Genomic DNA, 21805 nt, shown 5'->3' on the forward strand with positions numbered 1-21805 from the left:
GGAGAACGCCCATGACCACGAACGCGGTCTCGACCGATACGGGGTTGGACGCGCTGCTCACCCTGCTGCATTTGCAGGGTGTTGCGGCCGACCGCGACCAGCTCAGGCACCGGACCGGAACGGCTATCTTTGGCGCAGCGGAGATCATCCGCTGCGCCAAATCTCTCGGCCTCAAGGCACGAACCTATCGAACGCAGTGGAGTCGTCTGTCAGGCAGCCCGCTGCCGGCGATCGCAGTGCTGCGCGACGGCAGCTTCATGGTCATCGCAAAGGCCTCCGCTGACAAGGTGCTGGTGCAATCGCCGCAGGCCCAGCGCCCGGTGCTGATGGAGCGCGACGAGCTGTGCGCGATCTGGGACGGCGGACTGATCCTGATGGCCCGGCGCGCCGGGCTCTCCGACCTCGGGCGCCATTTCGATATCACCTGGTTCATCGGCGCGATCGGCAAATACCGGCGGCTGTTCGGCGAGGTGCTGGCCGCCTCGTTCTTCCTCCAGCTCTTCGCGCTGGTCTCACCGCTGTTCTTCCAGGTCGTGATCGACAAGGTGCTGGTCCACCGCTCGCTGTCCACGCTCGACGTGCTCGTCATCGGTCTCGTCGTCGTCTCGCTGTTCGACACGGTGCTGGGTATCCTGCGTAATTATCTGTTTGCGCATACGACCAACCGCATCGACGTGGAGCTGGGGGCGCGGCTGTTCCACCACCTTCTGGCATTGCCGATGGCCTGGTTTCAGGCGCGGCGCGTCGGCGATTCCGTGGCGCGGGTTCGCGAGCTCGAGAACATCCGCAATTTCATCACCAGCTCGTCGCTGACGCTGCTCATCGACCTGTTCTTCACCTCGGTATTCCTGGCGGTGATGTTCGCCTATTCGCCGCTGATGAGCTGCATCGTGCTGGCATCGTTCCCGTTCTACATCGCGATCTCGGCGGTGGCGACGCCGCTGTTTCGCCGCAGGCTGGACGAGAAATTCCGCCGTGGCGCCGAGAACCAGGCTTTTCTGGTCGAGAGCGTCAGCGGCATCGAGACGCTGAAGGCGATGGCGGTCGAGCCGCAGATGCAGCGCCGGTGGGAAGAACAGCTCGCCGGCTATGTCTCGGCGAGTTTTGGTGTCACCAGCCTTGGCAACACCGCAAGCCAGCTCGTCCAGTTCGTCAGCAAGGTCGTGACCGCCGCCATTCTCTATGTCGGCGCGCGCCTCGTGATCGGCGACGCATTGACCGTCGGCGAGCTCGTAGCCTTCAACATTTTTGCGGGGCGCGTTTCGGCGCCCGTGCTGCGGCTGGCCCAGGTCTGGCAGGATTTTCATCAGGCGCGGCTCTCGATCGCGCGGCTTGGCGACATCCTCAACAGCGCGGCAGAGCCGGCTTATTCGGCGGCGCGTGCGGGGCTGCCGCCGATCCGGGGCAATATCCGGTTCGAGCACGTGTTGTTCCGCTACCGGCTCGATGGGCCGGAAATCCTGCATGACGTCTCGTTCGATGTTCCGGCCGGGCAAACCGTCGGCATCGTCGGATCGTCGGGCTCGGGCAAGAGCACGTTCGCCAAGCTGGTGCAGCGGCTCTACGTTCCGCAAGGCGGCCGCGTGCTGATCGACGGAATGGATCTTGTGATGACCGATCCGGCCTGGCTCCGCCGTCAGATCGGCGTGGTGCTCCAGGACAACATGCTGTTCAACCGCTCGGTGCGCGACAACATCGCGCTGGCCGATCCGACCCTGCCGATGGACCGCGTCATGGACGCAGCAAAACTTGCTGGCGCGCATGATTTCATTCTGGAGCTTCCCGAAGGCTACGACACTGTCGTCGGCGAGCGCGGCTCGACGCTCTCGGGCGGGCAGCGTCAGCGCATCGCGATCGCCCGCGCGTTGGTGACCAATCCCCGCATCTTGATCTTCGATGAAGCGACCAGCGCGCTCGACTATGAAAGCGAGCGGATCATCCATGAGAATATGAAGGAGATCGCGAGGGGCCGCACCGTTCTGATCATCGCGCATCGGCTGTCCACCGTTCGCGGCGCCGATCGCATCTTCACGCTCGAGCGCGGCCGTCTGGTCGAGGACGGCACGCATGACGCGTTGATCAAGACCGGTGGCCGATACGCGGCCCTGCATCGTCTCCAGGGAGGGATCTATGAGGTCGGCTAGCGCGGTGCCGGCCCCGCGGCCGGAGCAGACCGTCGTTCCCTTCCGGAAAGCGAAGGGGCGGCGCACTGAAGAGATCGCCTTCCTGCCCGCGGCGCTGGAGATTGCCGAGGCGCCACCGTCACCGATCGGCCGGGCCATCGCGATCGCCCTGATGCTCCTTGTCTGCGCGGCACTCGCGTGGGCGGCATGGGGCACGATCGACATCGTGGCGTCCGCAACCGGGAAGGTGGTGTCGAGCGGGCGAAGCAAGGTGGTCCAGCCGTTCGAGACCGGGGTGGTGCGCGCCATCCACGTGCAGGACGGGCAGGCGGTCAAATCGGGCGACGTGCTGATCGAGCTCGATCCGACCGTGAATGCCGCGGAGCGCGATCACCTGCATGACGATCTCATGGCCGAACGGCTCAATATGGCGCGTCTCCGCGCCGCATTGGCAAGCGGCGAAGATGCCTCCACCGATCTCGTCCCGCCTGCGGATGCCGATCCCTCGCTGGTCGCGACACAGCGGCAGCTTCTTGCCAATCAGGTCAGCGAGCATCGCGCCAAATTGGCGTCGCTTGCGCGCCAGCAGGCGCAGAAGGAGGCCGAGCATCAGACCATTGCGGCGACGATCCACAAGCTGGATGCGTTGCTCCCCGTCACCCAGCAGCGCGTCGATATCCGCAAGATTCTGATGGAGAAGGAAATCGGCTCGAAGCTGACCTATTACGAGACCCTTCAGCTTCTGATCGAGCAGCAGGAGGAGCTTCGCGTCCAGAGCAGCCATCTGAAGGAAGCCGAGGCGGCCGTCGCCGCGATCCGGGAGACCCGCACCCAGGCCGTGGCGGAGTATCGCAAGAGCCTGTCCGACGAACTCGCCAAGAGCGAGCAGAAAGCCAATGGCGTCGCGCGGGATCTGATCAAGGCGCAGCAGCGGACCCGGCTGCAGCAGCTGACCTCGCCGGTCGACGGCGTGGTACAGCAGCTTGCAGTCCACACCGTGGGCGGTGTGGTCACGCCCGCGCAATCGCTGCTGGTGATCGTGCCATCAGATACGCGGCTCGAGGTCGAGGCGATGATCTCCAACCGCGACATCGGCTTCGTCGAGGTCGGGCAGGATGCCGCCGTCAAGATCGACACCTTCAACTTCACCCGCTACGGCCTGCTGGAGGGGCGGGTGCTGAGCGTCTCGCAGGACGCCATCATCCGCGACCGTCCGCCGGGAAGCGACCGCGCGCTCGGGACGCCGCGCGACAGCAGCGAGCCTAACGGGCAGGAGTTGAGCTACAGCGCACGCATCTCGCTCGATCGCACGCAAATGCAGGTGGACGATCGCCTCGTCAGCCTGTCACCGGGAATGGCCGTGACAGTGGAGATCAGGACTGGCTCGCGCACCATTTTGAGCTACCTGTTATCTCCGCTTCAGCGCTACCGACAGGAGATCATGCGGGAGCGGTAGATCCCATTTTGCTCCAGCGGAGCCGTATCACGCCTGCCCACCATTCGTCTCGCCGGCGACGTCGCCATTCTCGGCGCGGATCATCGTGATTGCGACACTTTTGCAGAGGTCGCTTTCCTGATGGCCGTGCGGCCGGGGATGCGCTTTTATGGCGCGATAAAGAATCTTGGAGGGAACATGCGTTTCATCACGATCGTGTCGGCTCTGCTTCTGTCGCTCGGCCCGGCTGTCGCCCAAGACTATCCGACGAGGCCCATCACCGTGCTGGTGCCATACGCCGCCGGCGGACCGACCGACACCATCGCGCGCCTGACCGCAGCAAGCATGGCGAAATCCCTCGGGCAGCAGATGATCGTCGAGAACGCGACCGGCGCCGGCGGTACGATCGGCACGACCCGCGCCGCGCGCGCCCAGCCGGACGGCTACACGCTGCTGGTCCATCATGTCGGCATCTCGACCGCGGCCACGCTGTATCGCAATCTGAGCTACGACACGAAGACCGCCTTTGCGCCGATCGGGCTTGTGACCAACGCGCCGATGACCATCATCGCGCGTTCCGATTTCCCGGCCGACACGCTCAAGGAACTGGTCGCCTACGCCCAGCAGCAGGGGGACAAGCTGACCTATGCCAATGCCGGGTTAGGCGCGGCATCGCATCTGTGCGGCATGCTGTTCATGACGGCGATCCAGAAGCAGCTCACCACGGTGCCCTACAAGGGCAACGGTCCGATCATGAACGATCTGCTCGGCAAGCAGATCGATCTCACCTGCGACCAGGCAACGAACACCACCGGCCCGATCACCGCCAAGCAGGTCAAGGCCTACGCGATCACGACCAAGGAGCGGCTGAAGAGCCTGCCTGATCTGCCGACCGCCGACGAGGCCGGCCTGAAGGGTTTCGAGCTCGGCGTCTGGCACGGCCTCTATGCCCCCAAGGGCACGCCGCCCGCGGTCGTTCAGAAGCTGACGGCGGCGCTTCAGGCCGCGCTGACGGATTCCACATTGATCGCCCGGTTCAACGACATCAACACCGAGCCGGTCCCGCAGGACAAGGCGACGCCGGAGGCGCTCGGTGCGATGCTGACGAGCGAGGTCGATCGCTGGGCCCCGATCATCAAGGCGGCGGGGCAGTATGCCGATTGAGTAAAGGGCCAACTGCTCAGTGGCTTGCAGGTAGGTAATTTGTTACCCGTACTGTGCATGGGGTTGTTTTTCAGATTTTGAGTCTAGCCCGCCGCTTCGTCGAACTGCGTGCTCGCCTCCAGCCACTGTTCCTCCGCACGCGCCAGCGCGTCGGCAGCGTTGGCGCGGGCCTTCGACAGTTGCGCGGCCTGCTTGGGATCCCTGGTGAAGATGTCGGGCAGGGCGAGTGCGGTGTCGATCTTGGTGATGATCTCGCTGACGCGGGCGATCTCGCTCTCGGCTTCCGCGATGCGCTTCTTCAGCGAGCCGCGATTGTCCGATCTCGGGCGCTGCGGCTTCTCGCTCGCAGCGCTACGCTCGCGCGGGGCGGGCTCGCCGTTGCGCGCCGACAGCACCAGGCGGCGGTACTCGTCGAGGTCGCCGTCGTAATTGGTCACGGTCCGGTCGGCGACGATCCAGAGTTGGTCGGCGCAGGACTCAATCAGATAGCGGTCGTGCGAAACCATGATGACGGCGCCGGGGAATTCGTTGATCGCCTCCGCAAGCGCAGCGCGGCTGTCGATGTCGAGATGGTTGGTCGGCTCGTCCAGAATGATCATGTTGGGGCCGAAGAAGGTCGCCAGCCCCAGCAGCAAGCGCGCCTTCTCGCCGCCCGAGAGCTTTGCGACCTTGGTGTCGGCCGCCTTGCCGGAGAAGCCGATCGCGCCGGCGCGTGCGCGCACCTTGGCCTCGGGCGCTTCACCCATAAGCTTGCGGACGTGGTCGTAGATCGAGGCATCCTCGTTCAATTCGTCGAGCTGGTGCTGGGCGAAATAGGCAATCGAGAGCTTGTCGGCACGCGTCACCTTGCCCGAGAACGGTGCGAGGCGGCCCGCGAGCAGTTTCACCAGCGTCGACTTGCCGTTGCCGTTGGAACCAAGGAGCGCGATGCGGTCGTCATTGTCGACGCGCAAGGTGACGCGGTTAAGCACGGGCGTGTTCGGATCGTAGCCGACCACGACGTTGTCGGCGGCGATGATCGGCGGCGACAGGATTTTCTCCGGCGCGGGAAAGCTGATTTCGCGCACGTCCTGGGTGACCAGCGCCGTGATCGGCTTCAGCCGCTCCAGCATTTTTACACGAGATTGCGCCTGGCGGGCTTTCGAGGCTTTCGCCTTGAAGCGGTCGACGAAGGCCTGCAGCCGCGCGCGTTCGGCTTCCTGGCGCTTGACCGCCTTGGCATCGAGCAGCTCGCGCATGGCCCGTTGCTCCTCGAAGGAGGAATAGGTGCCTTTGTAGAGAGTGAGCTTGCCGCGCTCCAGATGCAGGATCTGGTCGACCGAGCTTTCCAGCAGGTCGCGGTCATGGCTGATCACGATCACCGTGCGCGGATAATGCGCAAGGTGATCCTCGAGCCACAGCGTGCCTTCGAGGTCGAGATAGTTGGTGGGCTCGTCGAGCAGCAGGAGGTCAGGCGCGGCGAACAGCGTGGCTGCGAGCGCAACGCGCATGCGCCAGCCGCCGGAGAATTCGGCGCAAGGGCGGAGCTGGTCGGTGGCGGAGAAGCCGAGGCCGGACAGGATCGCGGCCGCGCGGCTCGGCGCCGAATGGGCGTCGATGTCGACGAGGCGGGTCTGGATCTCGGCGATCCGGTGCGGGTCGGTCGCGCTCTCCGCTTCGTGAAGCAGCGCGTCGCGTTCGAGGTCGGCCTTGAGCACGACGGAGATCAGGCTTTCGGGGCCGTTAGGGGCCTCCTGCGCGAGGCTGCCGACGCGCCAGCGTGGCGGCAGGGTGACCGTGCCGTGCTCGGCCGCCAGCTCGCCGCGGATCACCTTGAACAGGGTCGACTTGCCGGTGCCGTTGCGCCCGACCATGCCGACGCGCGCGCCGGGCGTGATCTGCACGGAACTCTGGTCAATCAGAAGGCGTCCGGCAAGGCGGATGGAGAGGTCGGTGATAGCAAGCATGCGGCCTTGTCACCGCAAGGCGCGTCGAACGCAACCCGTTTTTGCGTGAGCCTCACGTCAGTGCGAATCGCGGTCGCGCTGCTTCAACTCGTCGAGGAGCTGTTCGAGATGCGTCGGGAGCCGTGGTTCGGGGCGCAGGCTCTGCTGAAGCCGTTCGCCCACCGCATCGCAAATCGAGCGGCTGGTGCGCCGGTCGATCTGTTCGCTGTCATTGGCAAAAAGGCCAGCCATTGTGGGGTTCCGTGTTCTCAAGGTGATGACACGGTACCAAGTCCTTGGCCCCCCAAATGGTTTCGCCGCTCGCGGACATTGCCCGGCTCTCCAGTAAAAATTGCATGAAGTCGGGCAATAGCCGCCCAAGTACAAAGCCCCGGCGCAGGGGAACGCCGGGGCTTCGCTTGGAAGGTACCTGGGGGGCCTAGGTACCTCAGGAAGGTGCTGACGGGCTCAGTAGCAGCGGTTGATCAGCCGCCAGCGGGGTCCCCAGGGGGTCGGGACCAGCCGGCGCACGTAGCAGCCGCCATAACCGTAGGAGACGGGGCCGCCGGCATAGAAGCGCGGTCCACCCCAGCCGTGGTGCCAGCCACCGCCACCGCCGTGCCAGCCCCAGCCGCCATGCCAGTGAGCGGAGGCGGAGGTCGGCGCCAGCGCGGCACCCAGCGCAACCGCGGCGACAGCGGCAAGCGAAAGTTTCCTCAACATGGTGATCTCCTAAAGACTGCCGGCGCGGGGCTATCGCGTCGATGGAAAGGCCGCCGAAACGGTCTGCCTGATGATCGGGCTTTCGGTTTCGATAGGCCCGACCTTACGCTGGCGAAGCTGAACCAAGCCCTGAACGGAGCCTTCAGATTGGGTTCATCTGGGTGAAATCTCGGTAATCCATGACTAGATCCGGCGGGGCAGCCTGCGGCGAAGCGTCCGGGGGCGGTTTTGGCGGTCGCTTGCCGTCCGGCAAAGGCGCCGATATAAGCCCGGCAACTCCGAACCACCGCTTTCTTCTCAAGGACAAGATTATGGCCATCGAACGCACTTTCTCGATCATCAAGCCCGATGCGACCGCGCGTAACCTGACCGGTGCGGTCAACGCCGTGATCGAGAAGGCGGGCCTGCGCATCGTCGCGCAGAAGCGCATCCGCATGACCAAGGAACAGGCCGAGACCTTTTATGCCGTGCACAAGGCGCGCCCGTTCTTCGGCGAGCTCGTCGAGTTCATGACCTCGGGCCCGGTGGTGGTCCAGGTGCTGGAAGCCGAGGGCGCCATTGCCAAGTACCGCGACGCGATGGGTGCGACCGATCCGTCCAAGGCCGCCGACGGCACCATCCGCAAGCTCTACGCAAAGTCGATCGGCGAGAATTCCGCTCACGGGTCGGATGCGCCGGAGACCGCTGCGATCGAAATCGCGCAGTTCTTCTCGGGCAACGAGATCGTCGGCTGATCAGCCGATAGGTTAATATCGACGGGGCGAAAGGACGTATTGTGAACTGGCTCTGGCAGATCTTCGATCCCGCTACGATCGGGGCATTCTTCACCCAGTTTCGCAACGAGATGGCCGAACCGACCTTCTGGGTTGCGGTCGCCAAGATCATCTGGATCAACATCCTGCTCTCCGGCGACAACGCGCTGGTGATCGCGCTCGCCTGCCGCGGCCTCAAGCCGCGACACCGGCTGTGGGGCATGATCTTCGGCGCCGGCGCAGCCGTGCTGCTGCGGATCATCTTCACCGGCATCGTCGCGAGCTTGATGGAGCTGCCGTATCTCAAGCTCGTCGGCGGTCTCGCGCTGATCGTGATCGCGGCGAAGCTCCTGGTGCCGGAGAACGAGGACGAGGAGGGCGTCGAGTCCGCTTCGCATCTGTGGCAGGCGGTGCAGATCGTCGTCGTCGCCGACATCGTCATGAGTCTCGACAACGTCATTGCGGTGGCCGCCGCCGCCAATGGCAGCGTGCCGCTGCTGATCCTCGGCCTTGCCATCAGCGTGCCGCTGATCGTCGCCGGTGCGGCCCTGATCATGGCGCTGCTCGCAAAGCTGCCGGTCCTGGTCTGGGCGGGTGCAGCACTGCTCGGCTGGATCTCGGGCGAGGTGATCGCGACCGATCCCGGCATCGCGCCGAAGCTGCACACGCTGTTCGACGGCCCGCTCGGTGCCTCGCTGGACAGCATGCTCGGCGCACTTCGCATCCCGCCCCAATTCGCCCATGGTGGCGGAGGCGGCGAATATCTCTGCGCAGCTCTCGGTGTCGTCGTCGTGCTGGTCGTCGGCAGCATCTGGCGCCGGCGCAGCCTGAGCGCGGCCGCGCTGGAGTCCTCAGAGCGCCACGCCAAGGCCTCGGCGGAGTAATCTCTACGGCATGATCTGGTTTTGCTTGCCTCTTCCCGGCGGGGAGAGGTCTTGCGCGCGATCATTCTGACAGGGGTTCCGACGGTCGCCTTCCCCACTGAACCGGTCATCATAGTCCGCACGCCGGGAGCATTGCCGCCTTATGGCGAACTCGCGCGTCAGGCGGTCACGCACAGTGCGGTCCGGCACTTCGTGGGTGACCCACAGCGCTCTCAACCTCTGCGCGATTTAGACTTTGACTTATTATAAACTACTGAAAATAAAGGCGTTTTTATTGACTTGGCGGCTCATGCCGCGGCACGTCGCTCCGGTATTTATTCCTGTCAAACCGGAAGCTGTTGAGAAATGTCTTCGAGAGCCACCTGCCGCCCTGTTGCTATTCTTGCCGCTACCGTCAAATCCCATCCGAAGTTCTCCAGACCGACGGCCTTCGCGGCCTCTCTGGTCTCCATCGCCTTGTTCGGCGACGGCTTCCTTCACCGCACCAGCGCGCAAGGCGCTGCGCCGGAGACGGCGACGGCCTTGCCGGCGGTGACCGTCACCGCCGACGTGCCGAAGCAGCGTGCACGCCCGCGTTTGAACCCAAGTCGAAGGGGGGGCCGTCAAAGCGCGCCCGCGAGTGAGCGGGCCAGGATGCAGGCGGAAGCGAAGCCCGCTGCCGCAAGGCCCGGCGCACTCCCGCCCTCCTACTCAGGTGGGCAGGTCGCCCGCGGAGGCCAGATCGGCTTGCTGGGCAACAGGGATTTCATGGACACGCCGTTCAACATCACCAGTTACACGGCGAAGAAAATCGAAGATCAACAGGCCAGCACGATAGCCGACGTTGTCAGCAACGACCCTTCGGTCCGTTTCACCGGCCAGACCGGCGGCATTCTCGACTCCTTCTTCATCCGCGGCTTTCCTATCGGCGAGGGGAATGTCGGAGAAATTGCCTTCAACGGTGTCTACGGTGTTGCACCGAACTACCGTGTCTTCACCGACTACGTCGAACGGATCGAGATCATCAAGGGCCCGACCGCGCTACTTTACGGGATGGCCCCGAACAGCAGCGTCGGGGGCACCATCAATATCGTCCCGAAGCGTGCCTCTGATGTCGATCTCACACGGGTTACGACCGACTACGCGACGAACAGCCAGTTCGGCACGCATCTCGACGTCAGCCGACGGTTCGGCGAGAACCGCGAATTCGGAATTCGCGTCAATGGCAGCTATCACAATGGTGATACGCCGCTGGACAACCAGAACCGGGAGGCGCATGTCGGCGCCGCCGCATTCGATTATCGCGGTGAGAAATTCAGAGCATCGCTCGACTTCATCGATCAGGAAGAAAAGTTCGACGCGCCCACGAGACCGTTTCTGGTCGCAACAGGCGTAGCTGTCCCGACCGCGCCGGTCGGGAGGCGCAACGTCACGCAGGCCTGGGAATGGGCCAAGGTTCACGACAACTCGCTGCTGGCGCGCGCCGAATACGATGTGACGGAGTCCGTGACGGTGTTCGCCGACGGCGGTGGCGGCAGGACCCAGGTCGATCGCTTGTTCGGCACGCCGACGATCCTGAACGCTGCCGGCAACACCACGTCGACACCGGGACGATTCAAATTCGATATCGACAGGAATGTCGCCGACGCCGGTGTGCGCGCCCGGTTTGAAACCGGCGCGATCAGTCACGCCGTGAGTTTCCAGGGCAGCTACTACACGGATCAGATCTCACGGGGCTCTGTGTCCGGAACGTCGGTTCTGTCCAACATCTATGCGCCGATCGCCCGTCCTGAGCAGCTCGTTGCTGCTCCCGCGACTGTTCCGAAGCTTTCGGATACCGAATTGACCGGCCTGGCGCTGGCTGACACTTTGTCGGTTTTTCAGGAGCGCCTTCAGCTGACCGTCGGCGTGCGCCAGCAGGGGGTGAAGTCCAACAACTTCAATACCACCACGGGAGCGGTCACGTCCTCCTATGACCAGACGGCGCTCACGCCGATGGTCGGCCTCGTCGTCAAGCCCTGGAGCAACGTTTCGCTCTACACCAACTACATCGAAGGGCTCAGCAAGGGCGACGTCGCACCGACGACCGCGAGCAATCAGGGGGAAGTTCTTGCGCCTTACTTCAGCAAGCAGCACGAGGCAGGCGTCAAGGTCGACTTCGGAATGCTGGCCACCACGATCAGCGTGTTCCAGATCACCAAGCCGTCGGGACAATTGGGTGTCGACAAGATCTTCCGGGCCGACGCCGAACAGCGCAATCGCGGCCTGGAGTTCACCGTATTCGGAGAGGTGCAGCCGGGCATACGAGTCCTTGGCGGCGTGACGTTGATCGATGCAGAACTGACAAAGACAAGCACGCCAACCAATCTCGGCAAGACGCCGATCGGTGTGCCTCAGGTGCAGGCAAACCTGTCCGCCGAATGGGACACGCCGTTCGCACCTGGACTGACGCTGGTCGCCAATACCATCTATACGGGACACCAATATCTGGATGCGGCGAACACGCAGGTCGTTCCGGCCTGGACGAGGCTCGACCTGGGTGCCCGCTTCAACACGCGGATCAACAACCGGCCGGTGACGCTTCGGGCCCTGGTTCAGAACGTGTTCGATACCAATTACTGGGCTGGCGTGGCGAGCTTCTCCGCATTGTCGCAAGGTGTACCGCGAACCCTGCTATTGTCGATGTCGACGGATTTCTGAGGCGGGTCGGCTTTGACGCGTGCAACGGCGATGTTGCCGGCCCCGAACCTCACCGGACGCGCACGGCGCGGGCTTCTGTGGGCTCATCGATGGCTCGGATTGCTCGGCGGCATCGTCGTGGTGCTGATCGGCCTCACGGGTAGCTTCATCGTCTTCTATCGGGAAATCGACGCCGCCCTGAACCCGGCGCTTTACACTCCCGCCGGTCGGGAACGAGAGGCTACGCTGAGCGAGGTGATGCGCGCCGCCGCGGCAGCGGATCCCGCGCCGATAGCCACGATCCTCGCGCCGGATCGGACCTGGCCGGTCTGGGTCGTGATACATGCGCATGAAACTGCGAAAGGCCGCTACCCGAATCGCTGGACGACCATGGTCGATCCTTCGAACGGGAAGGTGCTCGGGCGGCGTGACTACATCAACGCGTTTTCCCTCAAGGTTTATCGTCTGCACTACACGCTGCTGCTCTACGAGTGGTGGGGCAAAGAGCTGGTCGGCGTTGTCGGGTTCATGCTGCTCGGCCTGGCCATGTCAGGCCTCATCTTGTGGTGGCCGAGGCCGGGTCGATTCTGGCGATCGGTGTCGGTCCGGAAGGACGTTTCGCTGCTTCGATTTGTTTTCGACCTCCACGGCACGGCCGGCTTTTGGGCGCTGCTCGCGCTCACGGTGATCTCGATGACCGGCGTCGGGATCATTTTTCCCGACGTCGTGCGTCCCATCGTTGGCCTTGTGTCGCAACCGACAGCCGATCCGTCGCCGCGGATCGAAGCGCCGCCCCCCACGGGGACACCGCCGCTATCACCCGATGCGATCATGCGGAGCGCGCAAGCGGCCAAGCCGGGCATGGCGGTTGCCATGCTGAGCCCGCCCACCGAAACGCGCAACACGTGGCGGGTGCAGTTCCGGGCCGCGGGTGTTGATCCCGCGGTACGTGCCCGGGGGGCGATCTGGCTCGATCCATGGAGTGGCGCAGTGGTGCACGATCGCACTTCGGCCGCGATGTCGATGGGGGATCGCTATCTGGCCGAACAGCTCTGGATCCATAACGGCGCGACGTTCGGGCTGATCGGGCGCCTGTTCGTGTTCGCAACCGGCTTCGCACCTCTCGCCCTGTTCATCAGCGGCGCGATCATGTGGCTCAAGAAGCGTCCGGGAAGGATCAGGACCGGCCGGCGAGTCTAGCGCCGCACGATCGAGCCGGAGCGGCCGATCAGGCGGGCGAGGGCGCGGAAGCGGCTGCCGACGCGGTCGGCGACGAGGTCGACGAGCCGGTGCTCGAACACCAGCATCAGATTGCGGCCCTGGCTGCGGAAATGCGTAGCCGGCAGCACACCCGGGCGTGCTGCCGAGATCAGATGGGCGACGCGGAACGCCGCGCCCAGCAGACGGGCACGTTCGAGCTGGGCCGGTGTCAGCAGTTCCTGCATGGTCACCGGCGGCTGGTTCTCCTCGCTCAGGCCGGCATAGCGGTAGAACACGGACAGGCCGACGAAGGCGCGCTCGGTGTGGGTGATTGCGCCGAAATTGCCGTTGACGACCAGGCTCAGCGTCTGCTCGCCGCGATGGTCGGGATGCACGCGCCAGCCGATGTCGGAGAGCAGGCACGCGGTGTGGCGCAAGCGGCGGTCCTCTTCGGTCTCGCGCAGCTTCACCACGCGCGCGAGGCGGTCGGTCCAGGCGATCAGCTCGCGGGCGTGCTTTGCCGAACGCGACAGCAGCTGATTGAGCTCTTCCGCGGCGCAGATCAGCCCGTCCTTGTTGCGCTCGGATTCCGACAGCTTCTCGTGCAAGAGGCCCTCGCGCACGCCGAAGGTCGAGAACACGATGGACTTGGGTTTCGCCACGCGGATGATGTGCTCGAGCACCAGCGCCGCATAGGTGAGGAGCGGGCGCCTGGCATCCGCGACGATCTCGATGTCGGCCAGCATGTCGGCGGCCGCAAGCCGGCGGAGCCGACGCGAAAAGTCGAGCGCTTCAGCTGCGGAAATGGAGTAGCCGTGCATTACCTGGAGCGGATAGCCGCTCTGGATGATGTGGATGCGCGCGAGCGCGCGCCAGGTGCCGCCGACGGCGTAGAAGGTGCGGCCGCGGCCGGCGGTGAGCTGCGGCACCTCGTCGAGCTCCTCGCGCACGATGCGGTCGGCGCGCTTGAGCGATTTGTGCGCGAGGTCCTGGAGCGCGAGGCCACCGAGCGGCAGCGTCACGCCGCTGCGCACGCTGTTCTTGCGCACGTCGATCAGCTCGAGCGAGCCTCCGCCGAGATCGCCGACGATGCCGTCGGGATGATGGATGCCGGAGATCACGCCGAGCGCCGACAGCCGTGCCTCGCGCGGGCCCGACAGGATCTCGATTTTCACGGCGCAGATGCGCTCGGCTTTCGCGATGAAGTCGGGGCCGTTGGAGGCGTCACGGCAGGCTGCGGTCGCAATCGCAAACACGCGACCGACCTGCATGACGCGGCACAGGGCCCGGAACCGCTTCAGCGAGGTCAGCGCCTTGTCGACGGCGTCGGGCGCAAGCAGGCCCGTGCTCTGCACCTCGCGCCCGAGGCCGCACAGCGTCTTCTCGTTGAAGATCGGAATGAGGCTCCGCGTCAGTCCCTCGTAGACGACGAGACGGACCGAGTTGGAACCGATATCGATGACCGCGACGCTCGGGCCGCGCTTACGCGGCCGCTTCACGTCCTCGATCCCGGATCAAGATTGATGACGTTCATTACGGCGCGTGAGACGGCGCGGCGAGGATTCCTTGAGCGACTTTCCACGGCCAGATAGACTCGGATTTGTCATGAAGTAGTTGTGGACGTTGAAAGGCTCCTCGCCCTTCGCGGTCTTCATACGCGTCGAGGACCCGTCCGGCAACAATTGCCAGCTCTGCTCATTGTCCTTCAGATTCGCGACCATGATCTGTTCGAGAACCTGCTGATGCACCGTGGGATTTTGCAGCGGACACAGCACCTCGACGCGGCGGTCGAGGTTGCGCGGCATCATGTCGGCCGAGGAGATATACACAGCCGCTTTCGCGCTCGGCAGGCCCTGGCCCATGCCGAAACAGTAGATTCGGCCGTGTTCCAGGAAGCGCCCGATGATCGACTTGACGCGGATGTTCTCCGACAGGCCTGGAATGCCGGGCCTGAGGCAGCAGATGCCGCGCACCACGAGCTCGACCTGGACGCCGGCTTGTGAGGCCTCGTAGAGCGCGTCGATGATGTCGGGGTCGACCAGCGCATTCATCTTCATCCAGACCGCGCCGGGGCGGCCATGCCGCGCATGCGCGGTCTCGCCCTGGATGTGCTCGATGATGCGCTTGCGCAACGTCAGCGGCGACACCGCCATCTTTTCCAGATCGCTCGGCGCGGCATAACCGGTGATGAAGTTGAACACGCGCGCGGCGTCGCGGCCGATGGTCGGATCCGAGGTGAAGTAGGAGAGGTCGGTGTAGATGCGTGCGGTGACGGGGTGATAATTGCCGGTGCCGGTGTGGACGTAAGTGGTGAGGCCGCCGCCCTCGCGGCGCACCACCATCGAGAGCTTCGCGTGCGTCTTCAGTTCGAGGAAGCCGTAGACGACCTGCACGCCGGCGCGTTCGAGGTCGCGGGCCCAGCGGATGTTGGCCTCCTCGTCGAAGCGCGCCTTCAATTCGATCAGCGCGGTGACGGACTTGCCGGCTTCGGCGGCTTCCGCCAGCGTGCGCACAATCGGGGAGTTGTTGGAGGTGCGGTAGAGCGTCTGCTTGATCGCGACGACATCGGGATCGCGGGCGGCCTGCTGCAGGAACTGCACCACCACGTCGAAGGATTCGTAGGGATGATGGACGACGAGGTCCTTCTGCCGGATCGCGGCAAAGATGTCGCCGCCATGCTCGCGCACGCGCTCGGGATGGCGCGGTACGTAAGGGGTGAATTCGAGATCGGGCCGGTCGAGGCGGGTGAGCTGCGAGAGCTCGTTCATGGCGAGCACGCCGTCGACCAGGAAGACCTCGTCGTCGGCGGCCGACAGCGCATGCTGCACGAAGCTGCGCAGCTCCTCCGGCATCTTGCCGTCGATCTCGAGCCGGATCACGGACCCGCGGCGGCGGCGCTTCAGAGCGGTCTCGAACAGGCGGACGAGGTCTTCGGCCTCTTCCTCGATTTCGAGCTCGGAGTCGCGGATGATGCGGAAGGCGCCCTGGCCGTGGAGATTGTAGCCGGGGAACAGGCGGTTGATGAACAGCCCGGTCGCCTGCTCGAGCGAGATCAGCCGCACGACCTTGCCCTCGGCCGGCAACCGGATGAAGCGGTCGATCTTGCCGGGCATACGAATCAGCGCGTTCATCTGCTTGCCGTCGGCGGCGCGCGTGAGCTGGAGCGCGATGGTGAAGCCGAGGCTCGGAATGAACGGGAAGGGGTGAGCCGGGTCGATCGCGAGCGGGGTCAACAGCGGAAACACGTTGTTGAGGAAGTAGTCCTCGACCCAGGTTCGTTCCGCCTTGGTGACGTCCTTGCCGTCGACCAGCACGATGCCGACGTCGGCCAGCGTGCCGCGCAGGTCGCGCCAGATCGCCTGCTGGTCAGAGGCAAGCTGCGAGACGGTGCGGTTGATCAGCGCGAGCTGCTCGGACGGCGTCAGGCCGTCGGGGCTGCGCTCGGCGATGCCCTCGCGGATCTGGGCCTTGATGCCGGCGACGCGGACCATGAAGAATTCGTCGAGGTTATTCGCTGAAATCGACAAGAAACGCACCCGCTCCAGCATGGGGTGGCTGGGATTGACCGCTTCCTCGAGGACGCGGCGGTTGAAGTGCAGCCAGGAGAGCTCGCGATTGATGAAGCGCTCGGGACTTGAGGCAATCGCCGGCAGGCCCTCGGTCTCCGGGGCTTTTTCTTTAATTTCAACAGCTTGCGCAGAGTCCATCAGAAGTCGATCCATCCAGTTCGCCTCAATTTGCGACTTATGCGCAAAACCGGCGGGAGCATGTGTTAGTCCGATGACGTTTCGATGACATTGATGTTCCGCCGCTGCGCCGCGTCAAGCGGCCTTGGAGCCAAGGCGGAAGGGTCAGGCGTCCCGAAGCAGCTCGGCGGCCAGCGCCCGCGTGACGGGGCGACCGAGGCGCAGGGCCTCGCTGTCGAGCAGCTGCACGGCCTCCCGCGCGGCCGCCGAGGACCGCTCCAGGCGGGTAGCGAGGTAGCTGACCACGCTCTCATCCACGGTGAGCTGGCGGTCGGCGCAGAACTTGACGATCAGGCCGCGGAAGAGCTGGTCGTCGGGCGGCAGCAGCGAGATCACAGGCACCGCGCGCAGCCGCGAGCGCAGGTCGCGCAGCTCGATCTCGATCGACGCCGGTACCTCGCGGCCGGTGAAGAGCAGGTAGGCCCCATCCTCGCGCGCGAGGTTCATCAGATGAAACAGGGCCCGCTCGTCGAACTGTTTTGCCCTGAGATCCTCGACCACCAGCGCGCCGGTGGCGAGCGCGCCCGGGACGTTTTCGGCGGTCAACCCATTGGCTGTGGTCGAGCGGGCGCCGGAAGCCTCGGCCCAGATCGCGGCGAGATGGCTCTTGCCGCTTCCTTCCGGGCCGGCCAGCCACATGATCCGGTTCGGCCATTCAGGCCAGGCATCGATGAGGGCAAGACCGGCTTCGTTGGCGGGGCCTTCGAGAAAATTGTCCCGGCTGAGGCTTTCCGCGTGCGGAAGCGAGAATGCCAATTGTCGGGGATGAACGCGGCCTGCCACGCTTGCTGTGCTCCGTGCCGGCGCGCCGGCTTCGTTTGAAGAGATTCGACGTCATCGAGCGGGAGTTGGCCTTTTGCGGGGCCGCATCCCGGCTCATTTGGCCTCGATCGTGCTACTTGGCCTCGATCGTGCTCATGTGCCGCAGCCACTCGACGAGATAGAGCGACACGGAAGAGAGCGTGAAGACCGTGACGAGGCCCATCAGGATCATATCATAGGGCGCCGGTTTGAAGCCGAAAGCGAGGGAGGCCAGCACCAGCGCCGCGTAGGCCACCTGGGCGGCGGTGTTGAGCTTCGACACCTTCGACGGCTTCATCTCGACCGGCTTGTCGAACAGCCAGGACACGATCACGGCGGCGACGATCATGATGTCGCGCGACACCACCAGGATCACGATCCAGCGCGGGATGTCGCCCCAGATCCCCAGTGCCAGATAGATCGAGACCAGCAGCGCCTTGTCCGCGAGCGGATCGAGCAGGGCGCCGAGCTCGCTCGTCATGTTGAAGCGCTTGGCGAGGAAGCCGTCGACCGCGTCGCTCACGCCGGCAATGAGGAAGACGGCGAACGCAACCTCCATTTGGCTCGACACGATGGCCCAGACGATGATTGGGACCAGCATGATGCGGCCCAGGGTAATGATATTCGGAATACTCACGCGGCGCTTCCTGGCACCCGGCCTGATCTCGAATCCGGCCCGTTTGAAGGCTGAACCGGTTGATATCTACATAGTATAGGGCGGGGCGCCACGCTTGCCATTGCGCGTCCCCGGAATTCGACGTAACCAGCCGCAAACCCACTGGAAATCGGGCATGACCGACCGCAAAAACGGCCTCACTTACGCCGATTCAGGCGTCGATATCGACGCGGGCAACCGCCTGGTCGATCTGATCAAGCCGATGGTGCGCGCCACCGCGCGGCCAGGCGCCGACGCCGAGATAGGCGGATTCGGCGGCCTGTTCGACCTCAAGGCGGCCGGTTTCAAGGACCCCGTCCTGGTTGCCGCCACCGACGGGGTCGGCACCAAGGTCAAGATCGCGATCGAGACCGGCCTGCATGGCGGGATCGGCATCGACCTCGTCGCCATGAGCGTCAACGACCTCGTGGTGCAGGGCGCCGAGCCGTTGTTCTTCCTCGACTATTTCGCCTGCGGCAAGCTCGACCCGGAGGCGACCGCCTCGATCGTCGCCGGTGTCGCCGAAGGCTGCCGCGAATCCGGCTGCGCCCTGATCGGGGGCGAGACCGCCGAGATGCCCGGCCTCTACAAGGACGGCGACTACGACCTCGGCGGCTTTGCCGTCGGCGCCGCCGAGCGCGGTACCTTGTTGCCGCGGAAGGACATCGCCGCGGGCGATGCAGTGATCGGCCTTGCCTCGTCTGGCGTGCACTCCAACGGCTTCTCGCTGGTGCGCAAGATCGTCGAGCAGTCCGGCCTCAGCTTCGAGGCGCCGGCCCCGTTCGCGCCGGTCATGACGCTCGGCGGCGCGCTGCTGACGCCGACGCGGCTCTACGTCAAATCCTGCCTGCGTGCGATCCGCGAGACCGGCGCGGTGAAGGGGCTTGCCCACATCACCGGCGGCGGTTTCACCGACAACATTCCGCGCGTCCTGCCGAAAGATCTCGGCGTCGGCATCGATCTGGCGCGCCTGCCGCTGCTGCCGGTGTTCAAATGGCTGGCTGCCCAAGCCGGCATCGCCGAGCTCGAGATGCTGCGCACCTTCAACTGCGGCATCGGCATGATCGCGATCGTCGAGCCCGACAAGGTCGATCAGGTCGTGCAGGTCTTCAGCGATGCCGGTGAGACGGTGGCGCAGCTCGGTACCGTGATTCCGGTCGAGGGCGAGCACCGCGTCGTCTATAACGGCCACCTCGACCTGGCACAGTGATGACTGGCACCGTGATGACTGGCGCTGTGATGAAGCGCCGCGTCGCCATCCTGATCTCCGGCCGCGGCTCCAACATGTCCGCGCTGATCAGGGCCGCTGCTGCACCGGATTTTCCGGCGGAAATCTCGCTCGTCATCTCGAACAAGGCCGACGCTCTAGGGCTCGAACGCGCCAAGGCGAGCGGCGTGAACACGCTGGTGATCGAGAGCAAACCGTTCGGCAAGGACCGGGCCGGCTTCGAAAAGCTGCTGCAGGCCGCGCTCGACCAGCACGGCATCGAGCTGATCTGTCTCGGTGGCTTCATGCGCCTGTTCACGGCCGAGTTCACCAAGGCCTGGTACGGTCGGATGCTCAACATCCATCCCTCGCTGCTGCCGTCGTTCCCGGGTTTGGACCCGCACGGTCAGGCTTTGCGCGCCGGCGTCAAACTGTCTGGTGCGACAGTGCACTTCGTCATCCCCGAGACCGATGCCGGCCCGATCGTGATGCAGGGCGCGGTTCCCGTCAGCGACCACGACACGGGCGCTACGCTGTCGGAGCGCATTCTCGAGGTGGAGCATCGCATCTATCCCGAAGCGCTGCGGCTGCTTGCGACCGGCAAGGTTCGGATCGAGGGCGATGTGTGCAGGACGGACGGAAGCGGGCCCTCGGAGAATTTCCTGGTATCGCCGGTGGTGCGCTGAAGCGCCGTCGCACCGTGTTTCGTCTTCGCAAACAAAATCCCCCGGCAGAGCCGGGGGCATCGTCATGATCTCTCGCGCGAGGCTTTGAGAGAAATCAGGAGACCTTGAGGTTCTCCGCGGATGCTTTGCCGCGGTTCTCCACGAGGTCGTATTCAACCACCTGGTTCTCATTAAGGGTCGAGAGTCCGGCACGCTCGACGGCCGAGATATGGACGAACACGTCCTTATCGCTGCCGTTCGGCTTGATGAACCCATAGCCCTTGGTCGGGTTGAACCATTTGACGGTGCCCTTTTGCGGCATCGCTCATCTCCTCCACTAGATACAAAAAAGACGCAGCCGCAGTTTCGCGTGCCACGCCACAAACGGGCTTCCGGTAGTCTGTTCGAGTCTCAATGTCGCGAAACGCACAGCCGAGCGGCCAATTCCGATTGTGTCCAATATTGCAACATGAAATTCGCGCGTTAGCAAGCGGTGCACGGCTTTCAAGATCGCGGCGGGTGTCGCTGTCTGCTATTTGCGACCTGTGGCAAGGGAACCACAATCGAGGCAATAGCCCCGCTCCAGCGCGCCAACCGGTTGACCCTGCGTGGCAGTTCGGCACAAATCGCCGCAAGCGCGCGCCGTTCGTGTTGCATTTTTGCGCTCCGCCACTTTGCTTCGGGATTGGTCGTTATGCGCTGCGCCCTGCAGCTCTCCGGGACACGGCAGACGGTCGGGCTGGGCCGTGTCCGCCGGATCGCGGCTGCGCTCGTCATGGCGTTTGGACTCGTCGTGATGATGTCGGCGACATCAGCGTTTGCGCAGAGCCCGACGCCCACGCCGACCCCGACCCCGACACCCGCGCCGTCACCGACCCCCATGCCGACCGCGACCAATTACGACCAGTCGGCCGGCAACAGTGCGCTCAATCTTGGCTCCAATTTCCTGGAGCGGCTCGGCAACCAGGCCTCTAGCGGCGTCAACCGTGCATCGCGCACCAATCCCGGTGGGGGCGGCGCCTCGGCGAGCACGGAGGATCCGCTCTACCGCACCTGGTTCGAAGGCTATGGCATCTCGGTCCGGACCGACGCGCAGGGCGATTTCCTTGGCGACAAGCGCAAGACGTTTGGCGGTGTCGCCGGCTTCGGCGCGCGGGTCGCGCCGGGCGTCAATCTCGGCTTCTCCTTCGACCAGAGCCATACCGACATCGACGTGCCGCTGGCGCTCCAATCGGCGACGCTCGACCTGACGCAAATCGGTTTCAACGGCTCGGTCGACAAGGGACCGTGGACCTGGGCGTTCGCGGTGGTGCACGGTTTCGGCAAGGTCCGTTCCAGCAGGGACACCGGCGTTGGTCTTGCGACCGCGGGTTATCGTGCTGCGATCGACGGTGGCCTGACCGAGATCAGCTACTACTGGACCAAGGACCAGATGCGCATCGTGCCCAAGGGCGCGCTCGAATATGTGCGCGCCACCAGCGCTGCGTTCCAGGAGGCCGGAGGGCTCGATCCATTGAACGTCGGCTCCTCGGCACTCTCACGCGCACGCGTAATGATCGGCGCGGAGATCGGGCGCTACTTCATCTACGACCAGAAGATCCTGGACCTGTCGGCCTACGGCAAGTTCGTCGACAATTTCTACCAGAACCTGGGATCGGTGCAGGTCAGCCTGGGCACCCAGAGCATCGTCGTTCCCGGCATCGGGGAGAGCCGTTACGGCATGGATGCCGGCGCCTCGGCCTCGCTCAGCCTCACCAGCGTCGCGCGGCTCTACATCAACTATGATGGTAAGTTCCGCAACGAGCTGACGTCGCACCAAGGCACGGTCGGCTTCGAATACAGATGGTGAGGGCGAAGTGCCCCCTTC

General features: G+C 64.6%; 18 protein-coding genes. 10 read left to right on the forward strand and 8 right to left on the reverse strand.

All coding sequences use genetic code 11. The annotated features are described in order from the left end of the window. Positions 1-11 precede the first annotated feature (11 nt). The 3 genes from AB7535_RS12350 (at position 12) to AB7535_RS12360 (ending at position 4722) form a co-directional block, all read left to right on the forward strand. Positions 12-2144 carry a type I secretion system permease/ATPase gene (locus tag AB7535_RS12350; RefSeq protein ID WP_166352773.1) on the forward strand — a complete coding sequence of 711 codons (2133 nt, stop codon included), beginning with the start codon at positions 12-14 and terminating at the stop codon, positions 2142-2144. Continuing rightward, a complete protein-coding gene (locus AB7535_RS12355) occupies positions 2131-3579 on the forward strand; it encodes an HlyD family type I secretion periplasmic adaptor subunit (protein WP_166352775.1) in 1449 nt (482 codons plus the stop codon). Before AB7535_RS12350 ends, AB7535_RS12355 begins: the two co-directional genes overlap by 14 nt. Before the next feature lie 177 nt (positions 3580-3756). Next, complete coding sequence (locus AB7535_RS12360) at positions 3757-4722, forward strand: tripartite tricarboxylate transporter substrate-binding protein (RefSeq protein WP_071917504.1); 966 nt, start codon at positions 3757-3759, stop codon at positions 4720-4722. An 83-nt stretch (positions 4723-4805) separates the two neighbouring features. Here AB7535_RS12360 and AB7535_RS12365 read toward each other — a convergent pair whose 3' ends face one another. The 3 genes from AB7535_RS12365 to AB7535_RS12375 all read right to left on the reverse strand — a co-directional run bounded on the left by AB7535_RS12365 (position 4806) and on the right by AB7535_RS12375 (position 7370). After that, positions 4806-6668 carry an ABC-F family ATP-binding cassette domain-containing protein gene (locus AB7535_RS12365; protein ID WP_439036361.1) on the reverse strand — a complete coding sequence of 621 codons (1863 nt, stop codon included), beginning with the start codon at positions 6666-6668 and terminating at the stop codon, positions 4806-4808. A gap of 57 nt (positions 6669-6725) precedes the next feature. After that, entirely contained in the window at positions 6726-6899 is a 174-nt protein-coding gene (locus AB7535_RS12370; RefSeq protein ID WP_166096073.1) for a hypothetical protein, read from the reverse strand. A 216-nt stretch (positions 6900-7115) separates the two neighbouring features. Then, positions 7116-7370 carry a hypothetical protein gene (locus AB7535_RS12375; RefSeq protein WP_014495771.1) on the reverse strand — a complete coding sequence of 85 codons (255 nt, stop codon included), beginning with the start codon at positions 7368-7370 and terminating at the stop codon, positions 7116-7118. Positions 7371-7681: 311 nt separating this feature from the next. Between AB7535_RS12375 and ndk the strand changes: the two genes are divergently transcribed. From ndk to AB7535_RS12395, 4 genes are all read left to right on the forward strand, one after another. Beyond that, complete coding sequence (ndk, locus tag AB7535_RS12380) at positions 7682-8104, forward strand: nucleoside-diphosphate kinase (RefSeq protein ID WP_027535388.1); 423 nt, start codon at positions 7682-7684, stop codon at positions 8102-8104. A gap of 41 nt (positions 8105-8145) precedes the next feature. Continuing rightward, complete coding sequence (locus AB7535_RS12385; RefSeq protein ID WP_439036362.1) at positions 8146-9006, forward strand: TerC family protein; 861 nt, start codon at positions 8146-8148, stop codon at positions 9004-9006. Positions 9007-9351: 345 nt separating this feature from the next. Continuing rightward, positions 9352-11685, forward strand: a complete 2334-nt coding sequence (locus AB7535_RS12390; protein ID WP_439036363.1) for a TonB-dependent receptor — start codon at positions 9352-9354, stop codon at positions 11683-11685. Positions 11686-11715: 30 nt separating this feature from the next. Further along, positions 11716-12864: a PepSY-associated TM helix domain-containing protein gene (locus tag AB7535_RS12395; RefSeq protein WP_439037338.1), complete on the forward strand. Its 1149-nt coding sequence runs from the start codon at positions 11716-11718 to the stop codon at positions 12862-12864. On the opposite strand, the gene ppx is transcribed toward AB7535_RS12395, so the two are convergent. The 4 genes from ppx to AB7535_RS12415 all read right to left on the reverse strand — a co-directional run bounded on the left by ppx (position 12861) and on the right by AB7535_RS12415 (position 18048). Then, positions 12861-14363, reverse strand: coding sequence for an exopolyphosphatase (ppx, locus tag AB7535_RS12400; RefSeq protein ID WP_439036364.1), 1503 nt, complete (start codon positions 14361-14363; stop codon positions 12861-12863). The genes AB7535_RS12395 and ppx overlap by 4 nt on opposite strands. 15 nt (positions 14364-14378) lie before the next feature. Further along, positions 14379-16571: an RNA degradosome polyphosphate kinase gene (locus AB7535_RS12405; RefSeq protein ID WP_439037339.1), complete on the reverse strand. Its 2193-nt coding sequence runs from the start codon at positions 16569-16571 to the stop codon at positions 14379-14381. A gap of 144 nt (positions 16572-16715) precedes the next feature. After that, the gene (locus AB7535_RS12410; RefSeq protein WP_439036365.1) at positions 16716-17393 is read right to left on the reverse strand and encodes a chromosomal replication initiator DnaA; all 678 of its coding nucleotides are present in this window, start codon (positions 17391-17393) and stop codon (positions 16716-16718) included. 112 nt (positions 17394-17505) lie between these two features. Beyond that, positions 17506-18048: a CDP-alcohol phosphatidyltransferase family protein gene (locus AB7535_RS12415; protein WP_063983669.1), complete on the reverse strand. Its 543-nt coding sequence runs from the start codon at positions 18046-18048 to the stop codon at positions 17506-17508. A gap of 154 nt (positions 18049-18202) precedes the next feature. On the opposite strand from AB7535_RS12415, the gene purM reads away from it, so the two are divergent. Beyond that, positions 18203-19276, forward strand: a complete 1074-nt coding sequence (gene purM / locus AB7535_RS12420; RefSeq protein WP_166096086.1) for a phosphoribosylformylglycinamidine cyclo-ligase — start codon at positions 18203-18205, stop codon at positions 19274-19276. Between the two features lie 29 nt (positions 19277-19305). Continuing rightward, the gene (gene purN, locus AB7535_RS12425) at positions 19306-19959 is read left to right on the forward strand and encodes a phosphoribosylglycinamide formyltransferase (RefSeq protein WP_166105757.1); all 654 of its coding nucleotides are present in this window, start codon (positions 19306-19308) and stop codon (positions 19957-19959) included. A gap of 94 nt (positions 19960-20053) precedes the next feature. Here purN and AB7535_RS12430 read toward each other — a convergent pair whose 3' ends face one another. Next, complete coding sequence (locus AB7535_RS12430) at positions 20054-20260, reverse strand: cold-shock protein (protein ID WP_007591938.1); 207 nt, start codon at positions 20258-20260, stop codon at positions 20054-20056. 372 nt (positions 20261-20632) lie between these two features. Between AB7535_RS12430 and AB7535_RS12435 the strand changes: the two genes are divergently transcribed. Beyond that, positions 20633-21787 (forward strand): autotransporter outer membrane beta-barrel domain-containing protein, encoded by a 1155-nt coding sequence (locus AB7535_RS12435; protein ID WP_135215302.1) that lies wholly within the window; start codon positions 20633-20635, stop codon positions 21785-21787. Positions 21788-21805 lie beyond the last annotated feature (18 nt).

Origin of the sequence: Bradyrhizobium sp. 956_D2_N1_4 (genome assembly GCF_052076025.1) — a bacterium.
Taxonomy (GTDB): Bacteria; Pseudomonadota; Alphaproteobacteria; order Rhizobiales; family Xanthobacteraceae; genus Bradyrhizobium; species Bradyrhizobium barranii.